The organism is Acinetobacter sp. NIOH-H-8 (assembly GCF_046635365.1).
Classification (GTDB): Bacteria; Pseudomonadota; Gammaproteobacteria; order Pseudomonadales; family Moraxellaceae; genus Acinetobacter.
Genome location: NZ_JBHDVN010000016.1, coordinates 57,626 through 65,476, shown reverse-complemented (window position 1 = coordinate 65,476; position 7,851 = coordinate 57,626). Strand labels below are relative to the sequence as shown.

Genomic DNA, 7,851 nt, shown 5'->3' with positions numbered 1-7,851 from the left:
AGGCTGTTTTGGAAGCAGGAATATCAACACAAAAGCATTGAATAATTTTTTTAATCTTGTAGTGACTTAATTTACTGTTTTCTATCATGATTCTAGACTAACATAATCATTTTGCTAGTCTAGAGCCACTGTTTTCTATATTGCAATAATGTCCTGCCTGTTGCCGCCTTATAGGCTCGGGCCAAAGCCGACTGGTCAGAATAATCCAGTTGCCGGGCAATCTCGGTCAGGCTTAGAGGCTGATGCAATAAGTTTTCACAGCGCTTGATCCTTTCCTGCTCCAACAGTTTTTTAAAAGATATGCCCTGTTCATTTAGCTGGCGTTGCAAAGTGCGGGTTGATACAAACAGTTGCTCGGCCAGCTGTTCAATTTTAATGGCCTGCTGTCTGCTTCTTAAATGCTCCGCGACCACTTTTTGGGCCTGAGTTAAAATACTTTCTACAGGCGGTTTGGCTGCAATCGCTTCTTCAGCTTGACGAATCAATAACTGTAATAGCATGGGATCGGCCTGTTCCGATTTCAGGTTCAGTCCCTGTATATCCAGTTCAAAGCCATAATCCTGCTGTGAAAACTGCACTTCCGCAGCATAGAATTTTTGATAGTGAATTCGGGCAATTTCTGGCGCATGGGCAAAGCGCACCCGACGCAAGAGCAAAGGATGATCCTGCAAAATAAAACGTCCTAATTGCACCATGGCTGCGATGGTCAGCTCGTTCAGCAGGTTATAACGCTCATCCTGATAGATCCAATACAATTCAATACTCTGCGCATGCTGTCTTAGTTGCAATGGGACAAATTCACTCCCATCAATGACCAGTCGCTGAAAACGCATGATGTAGCCAATGATCTCAGGAATACTGCTGCTTTTAGATACCATATAGCCCAACACACCAAAATGTTCTGGCCGAATACATTGCACAATTTCAAAAATTAACTGGGGGCATGCTAACTGTTTTTGGGTTCTTAACAGGATGCTATTGAGAAAATCCAGCGGAACTTGCGCATCAAAAGGCTGATCAATCAGTTCAATGAGCTGAGGTCGTAGATCTGCAAGAAACTCTGCAGTTAAAGGTTCTATATTTAAGCTACGCAAATAGGTGGTCCATAGCTGGATATAACCATTGGAGATTTTGATGTCCTGCATGAGCGCGTCCCTGTCTCCGCTGCGAATGTATATTTTATTTTTCTCTGGCGTAAAATGTATAAAAATTGGCCATATCTGTCAAAACAATTTGTGCAATTCTGAACATACTGTCAGCATCTCCAGAAAAAGAATGAAAGCAGATGAACGCACCTTTAAAATCTTCCATACCGCCTGTGGTACGTAGTAATCTTGATTTTAAGCTGAGTGAAATTCCACGCTACTGGTTTGGTGGCGATCCATTCCTGACCCGTATGTTTGATGCACTGAGTCTGACCTTTCCAGACGGTGAACGTTATTTCATTCAGAGTGTGCGTCTGTTCCGCGACCAGATCAAAGACCCAGATTTACAGAAACGGGTAGCTGATTTTATCCGTCAGGAAGCCCAGCATGGTATTGCCCATGACAAGATGAATAACCTGATGCGCGAACAAGGCATGCCGGTCGATCAGTTTATTCAGCGTCTGAACTACATGATGAACTATGATCTGAAGAACCGTTCGCCTGAGTACAATATTGCAGTCACTGCAGCCGCGGAACATTTGACCGCGCTCATGGCTGAAACTTTTTATGGGCAAAAAGATACTTTAAGAAATGCCCATCCTTTTGTTCGCGCCATGTTTGCCTGGCATGCGATTGAGGAAATGGAACATCGCGATGTTGCTTTTGATGTCATGAAAGATGTGGCAAAAACGCCAGAATGGCTGCGTCAATACACCTTGCTCATCACGACTTTGCTGATGTTTGGTTTTACCATTTACCGTGCCAATGTCATGCTCAAACATGATGGCTTTAGCCCACTGCAACGACTGCAAATGAATATCCGTGGCCTACCTTGGTTCTTTGGTAAAAAAGGCACTTTGACTCGTATGGGTAAACAGTATCGTGACTGGTTTAAAAAGGATTTCCATCCATCCCAGCATCCAGTGATTGCTCAATATGATGTCTGGGTAAAAACGCTGGCAGAAACCGGTGACCCGATTCAAGCAGGAGAAGCGTTCTGGCAAGCTGCAGAAGATTAAACCTAGAAATCAAAAAGCCTTCAAAATCGAAGGCTTTTTTAGATTTAGAAGTTGGAAAAATGAATTACCATTTAGCATAGTGCTGTTCTAAAAGTCCATATTCATTAACCAGTACAATCTCCTGACCATTTTGCCGGATAGTCCCTGATACTTTTGCCTGCCACTGGCTAAACTGACTGCCGACCAGACGTAAATTCAGATTTTCATAACGGCGCCAGCCTGTGTGCACATTCAGGTTCAAGCAGCCATCTAATGACTGGATATTCCAGCGTTCGTCAGATTCCTGCTGAAACAACACATCCGCCACAAGATAAATTTTACCATTTACCCACAAACAGTTTTCATTACCAAAGCTTTCATTAACACCGGAAGCGAGATTGATCCCGATACGATTATGATTGGCATCCCAGAAATTACAAGATAGCCAGAACCAGGCAGTTTCAGGACGCAAAAAGCCGCAGGTATCATCCAGAGAGGCGAAGGTGCGCTCATTAAACTGGATGGTTTCACCCTGCTTATTTACGAAATAACCTTCACAACCCAAAGTGGTCAATTTCTGGGTATAGGTCCAGCCATTGATTCCGGTCGGACTGCACATACTCAGCGGGTCTGTACCTGCACAGAAAATTCGGGCACTAAGCTTGATTTCACCATATTTGGTCACATGGATATAACGCACCCCATTGGCATGCTGGATATCAATCTGAAAGGGAGATTTGTGAAAATAACTATGATTAAATAATGGCTGTTCGTCTAGCACCGTATTGCGCGAGAAGAAATTGATCGCATTCCATTCCTGCACTTCGTTGGTACTATGGTTATAGATGTAGAAAAAACTGTGCCCAGCCCAAGCGATATCAGCAATCGCAAGGCCAATTGTATAATGTTCGTGTTGAATACTACAGAATTTAAATTTTTTATATTTTAGTTGCTTACGCCATCCCTTGAGTACATCACCATAGGGATTTTTGTACTGGTACGCATTGTAATCAATACTTTTTGGAATTTCTTTGAAACGTCCGTAACGTGGTTGTCCATTTTCCTGAATTAAATCCATTAAGACATTCCATCTCAATCAAAAACTATTTTTGCTTGAAGCTATTATGCCGATTATTGAGATTTGATAAAGAATTTTTTAAAACCGTTCGTCAGCTCTTCCAGCCAATTCTACTTAAAATAATCATTTTAATTTTTTGAATGAGAAACTGATTTTTTGCCGTTTTATCTAGAACTTGAATAGTTTTTATCCCATTTTTAGCCAGATTGCTTCTTCCTCTTACTCTCTAAAAATTTTCTTATCTATAAAAATAAAAAAATCGTGCTGAATAATTCAACACGATTTTTCTTAATCCACCCTGCCCTCCTTTTAGAAAGAAGGGTTTTCTCCCCTCTTTGAAAAAGAGGGGCTAGGGGAGATTTTACATCTCGACCATTTCTACACCATCAATACAGGCAACGGTCATCAAGTCTTTATCACCACGACCAGAAACGGTCGCAATAATGATTTGATCCTTGTCCATGGTTGGTGCAAGTTTAGTGACATAAGCCATCGCATGTGAACTTTCAAGCGCAGGAATAATCCCTTCGATCTTGGTTAGATCACGGAAACCTTGTAACGCTTCCTGATCATTAATCGGCACGTAGTTCACGCGTTCCATATCTTTCAGGAAGCTGTGTTCCGGACCTACGCCTGGATAATCCAGACCAGCAGAAATTGAATGCGTTTCAATGATCTGACCTTCTTTATCAGACATCAGATAAGTACGGTTACCATGCAGTACACCGACGTGACCCGCATTCAGTGGTGCAGAGTGCTTGCCAGTTTCGATCCCTAAACCTGCGGCTTCAACACCATACATTTTCACATCCTGATCGTTCAGGAATGGATAGAACAAACCCATTGCATTTGAACCACCACCGACACAAGCAACCAATGCATCTGGAAGGCGACCTGCCTGTTCCTGAATCTGACGGCGTGCTTCACGGCCAATAATGGACTGGAAGTCACGAACCAATTGTGGATATGGGTGTGGACCTGCCACGGTACCAATCACATAATAAGTTGAGTCAACGTTGGTAACCCAGTCACGCATCGCTTCGTTCATGGCATCTTTTAATGTTTTAGAGCCACTTTCTACAGGAACAACTGTTGCACCCAGCAGACGCATACGGTAAACGTTCATCGCCTGACGTTTCACGTCTTCAGCACCCATGAACACCACACATTCAAGACCTAAACGCGCTGCGATGGTTGCAGTTGCTACACCATGCTGACCGGCACCTGTTTCCGCAATAATGCGTTTTTTGCCTGAAAGTTTAGCCAGTAAAGCCTGACCAATCGTATTGTTTACTTTATGCGAGCCGGTATGGTTCAGATCTTCACGCTTTAAGTAAATTTGCGCACCACCCAACTCTTTCGACCATCGCTCAGCATGATATAAAGGACTAGGACGACCTACGTAGTAGGCTAGATCACGGTCGAATTCTGCCAGAAACTGTTTATCATCTTTCATGCGGAAATAAAGCTTTTCCAGATCTTGTAAAGCCGCCATCAGAGTTTCTGACACAAAACGCCCGCCATGGATACCGAAATGTCCACGCTCATCCGGGAATTGGGTATAGTCAATCACGGGCTTGTTGTGATTAGTACTTTGCTGATCCACGATGGACTCCTTGCATAAAGCGTTCTATGAGTTGTTGGTCTTTTATACCTTTTGCGGATTCGACACCACCACTAACATCAACAGCATAAGCCTGTGTGGTGTGAATTGCCTCCTCGATATTGTCCGGGTTTAAGCCCCCAGCCAGGATCAAGGGAATATCTAATTGAGGAAAGGTGCTCCAGTCAAAGCTGTGTCCGGTGCCACCTTTTAAATCAGGATGCCATGCGTCTAACAGTACTGCGCTGGCCCCTGCTGTCTGATAGTGTTGAATCTCAGCGACTACATCCAGATCAGGTTTGACCTGAATCGCTTTATACCAGCGACGCCCAACTTGCCGGGCAATAGCCTGACATTGTTTAGGAATTTCATCACCATGAAACTGCAGAATATCTAAAGGCACTTGTTTTAGTACAGCGGCAATTTCATCAGCCGTTGCATTGACAAATAAACCAACCACTTGCACATAAGCGGGAATGTTTTGCAGCAAGCCTTGTGCTTGTTCAATGTTCACATGGCGCGGACTTGGAGGATAAAACACCAAGCCAATTGCATCTGCACCCGCATGTACCACACTGTTTATATCTTGAATTCGCGTGATTCCGCAAATTTTGGCACGGGTACGCATCGTTTTGAACTCTAATCCTGATTTTCAATCTTCATTTTGCTGATCTTGCTGTATGTGACTTTTAAATTGTCTGTTCCCACAAACAAAATCAGATATTAGGGCGAATCATTGTAATGCAATTTTCAGGGGTTGAGTGAAGTTCAGGCGGATTATTCTGCATTTCCGTTGTTTAAATGCCGAACAGACTTTATACTTCGCGCAAATGCAACGAGTTCTAGCTTTGAGCTTTAGGGAAGTTGGTGAAAGTCCAACACTGCCCCCGCAACGGTAACCATGAAACGTATATCAATTTAAATCTTATGATTTACACCACTGTATGAACAATATGGGAAGGTGGATATACAGCGAAGTAATCATTGATTAAAAGATGCTTGGCACATTGTAGTCCGGAGACCTGCTTGTTGTGCCCTTAACTCAATCATTCACGTGGGGTGAATGTATGGAGCAAACATGTCAAATTTATTTCAGCCTACTGCTTTAGTAGGCGCAATCGCGCTTGCGATGGGTTTCTCTACGTCTGTATCTGCACAAGACAGTTCTAATGTTGTAAATGCATCTTTAGAAACATTGGTGGTAACTGCATCACGTTCCGAAGAAAAGATTGAAAATGTTCCAGCGCGTATTTCTGTCATCAATCAAAATACGATTGAAAAGAATCCTGCTCTCAATTTATCTGACTTAATCCAACAAGACCCTTCTGTTTATGTGAAACAAAGTGGTGGTATGGGGCAAATTTCAGAAATTGGATTACGTGGAACTAAAGCCGTACATACCTTAGTACTAAAAGATGGTGCTCGCTTAAATAGCCAAAATGAGCTTGGTCCACTTTATCCTGCATTTTTAGATACTTCGGATGTTCAACAAATTGAAATTTTGAAAGGTCCAGCTTCCGTTCAATATGGAAGTGATGCAATTGGCGGTGTAGTTCAACTTATTTCAAAAAAACCTGTGAAGTCTGGTGCAGAATTAACGGGCATCTATGGTGAAAACAATACTTATAAAACCATTGCAAAAACAGATTTAGTCACAGATCAAGGCTTCTATGCTCAAGTAGGTGGACAGCGCTTAGAAAGTGATGGAACTCGCATTTTTGAAAGCCAAGATAAAAGCAAAAATGCCAGCTACGATCAAAAAGGCTACAATGCTAAAGTAGGCTATTTTCAAGAAAATCAAGTTGATGCCTCTGCTTCGATTAGTGAAAATAAAGGAACCAGTATTTTCAGTAATGATTACATTACCAACACGGCTCCTCGTAATTTTGTAAATCGTGTCATTAATGCAAAAGTTGATTACAATATTCTGCAAAATTTAATTTTAGGCGCTCATTTTGCAAATGTTCAAGATAAACAAGATGTACCTGCCTACGGTTCAAAATATGATACAGAAAACAATCAAACTGATCTAAACCTGAAGTGGAACTTTACGCCCAAGCAAAACATTTTGCTTGGTGCAACTTATAATGATGCCAATTACAAAACAAGCTCAATCAAAAACCAAGATCAGAGCGTGAATAGCACAGGTTATTATCTACAACACCAATTTAAAAATGAACAATTTGATACGCAATTTGGTGTCCGTTTAGAAGACAATGAGCGCTTTGGCAATCATACTGTTGGACAAGCTGCTGTTCGCTATCATTACCTGCCTAATGCAAGCATATATGCCAACATTGGCAGTGCATTCCGTGCTCCAACCCTAAATGAGCTATATTCTCAGTGGGGTGGTAATGAAAATTTAGAACCCGAAGAAAGCATCTCTTATGAACTCGGTTTTGATTATGCTATTACGGATAATCTAGCCACTAGTTTTTCGGTTTATCGTATCAAGGTGGATAACTTAATTGTCTATAGCGGAAGCAATCAAAATGTAGGCAAAGCCAACTTTACAGGCGGTGAAGCTGGTCTAAAATGGAAACACGACGATTTATTCCTCGCAACAGAATATGCTTATGTTGAAACTGAGAATAAAGCGACAGGGTTAGAAATTGCCTATCGTCCTAAACAGACGCTTACCTTCACTGCGGGATTAGAAAACTCTGTCTATGGACTCAGTACTTCTTTAATCGCACGTTCACATGCAAATGCCAGCAATAGCGCGAATAGCGTAAAAGTTCCTGGTTATGCCACTGTCGACTTAAATGCGTATTGGAACATTAGCCCAACGGTTAAAGTCTTTACGAACATTCAAAACATTGGCGATGTGCAATATCGTGAAGCTTATAAGGCAGCAAGCTCTTGGGATAATTCACCAGCAGATTGGTACATCAATGGCGGTCGCCTTGCCTCTGCTGGAGTCACTTTCCGTTATTAATTTAACGTAAAGACTCAAAAAAATTTAAAAACAGCGCAGTTTATGGATAATGTTTTGACCGGCATTATCCTTTTTTTATTGCGCCAACT

At 42.1% G+C, this 7,851-nt stretch carries 6 protein-coding genes, 1 pseudogene and 1 riboswitch; of the genes and pseudogenes, 2 read left to right on the top strand and 5 right to left on the bottom strand.

The window, feature by feature from the left end:
• Positions 1-88 (bottom strand): annotated as a pseudogene (locus ACEWB7_RS08650) (IS1595 family transposase); the annotation flags it as partial.
• A 31-nt stretch (positions 89-119) separates the two neighbouring features.
• Positions 120-1,145: an AraC family transcriptional regulator ligand-binding domain-containing protein gene (locus ACEWB7_RS08645; protein WP_411580616.1), complete on the bottom strand. Its 1,026-nt coding sequence runs from the start codon at positions 1,143-1,145 to the stop codon at positions 120-122.
• A 140-nt stretch (positions 1,146-1,285) separates the two neighbouring features.
• On the opposite strand from ACEWB7_RS08645, the gene ACEWB7_RS08640 reads away from it, so the two are divergent.
• Entirely contained in the window at positions 1,286-2,164 is an 879-nt protein-coding gene (locus ACEWB7_RS08640; protein ID WP_175966716.1) for a metal-dependent hydrolase, read from the top strand.
• 64 nt (positions 2,165-2,228) lie between these two features.
• Here ACEWB7_RS08640 and ACEWB7_RS08635 read toward each other — a convergent pair whose 3' ends face one another.
• The 3 genes from ACEWB7_RS08635 to ACEWB7_RS08625 all read right to left on the bottom strand — a co-directional run bounded on the left by ACEWB7_RS08635 (position 2,229) and on the right by ACEWB7_RS08625 (position 5,452).
• Positions 2,229-3,221, bottom strand: coding sequence for a DUF2804 domain-containing protein (locus ACEWB7_RS08635; protein WP_175966715.1), 993 nt, complete (start codon positions 3,219-3,221; stop codon positions 2,229-2,231).
• A gap of 361 nt (positions 3,222-3,582) precedes the next feature.
• On the bottom strand, positions 3,583-4,827 hold the full coding sequence (trpB, locus tag ACEWB7_RS08630) for a tryptophan synthase subunit beta (protein ID WP_411580615.1): 1,245 nt from the start codon (positions 4,825-4,827) through the stop codon (positions 3,583-3,585).
• Positions 4,808-5,452, bottom strand: a complete 645-nt coding sequence (locus tag ACEWB7_RS08625; protein WP_411580614.1) for a phosphoribosylanthranilate isomerase — start codon at positions 5,450-5,452, stop codon at positions 4,808-4,810. Before ACEWB7_RS08625 ends, trpB begins: the two co-directional genes overlap by 20 nt.
• A 192-nt stretch (positions 5,453-5,644) precedes the next feature.
• Positions 5,645-5,869: riboswitch (cobalamin riboswitch) on the top strand.
• A gap of 33 nt (positions 5,870-5,902) precedes the next feature.
• Between ACEWB7_RS08625 and ACEWB7_RS08620 the strand changes: the two genes are divergently transcribed.
• Positions 5,903-7,762 (top strand): TonB-dependent receptor plug domain-containing protein, encoded by a 1,860-nt coding sequence (locus ACEWB7_RS08620; protein WP_411580612.1) that lies wholly within the window; start codon positions 5,903-5,905, stop codon positions 7,760-7,762.
• The last annotated feature ends 89 nt before the right edge of the window (positions 7,763-7,851 follow it).

Coding starts and splice junctions, on each gene's coding strand:
- ACEWB7_RS08645 (WP_411580616.1), bottom strand. CDS start 1,145: ATGCAGGACATCAAAATCTCCAATGGTTATATCCAGCTATGGACCACC.
- ACEWB7_RS08625 (WP_411580614.1), bottom strand. CDS start 5,452: ATGCGTACCCGTGCCAAAATTTGCGGAATCACGCGAATTCAAGATATA.
- ACEWB7_RS08620 (WP_411580612.1), top strand. CDS start 5,903: ATGTCAAATTTATTTCAGCCTACTGCTTTAGTAGGCGCAATCGCGCTT.
- ACEWB7_RS08640 (WP_175966716.1), top strand. CDS start 1,286: ATGAACGCACCTTTAAAATCTTCCATACCGCCTGTGGTACGTAGTAAT.
- ACEWB7_RS08635 (WP_175966715.1), bottom strand. CDS start 3,221: ATGGATTTAATTCAGGAAAATGGACAACCACGTTACGGACGTTTCAAA.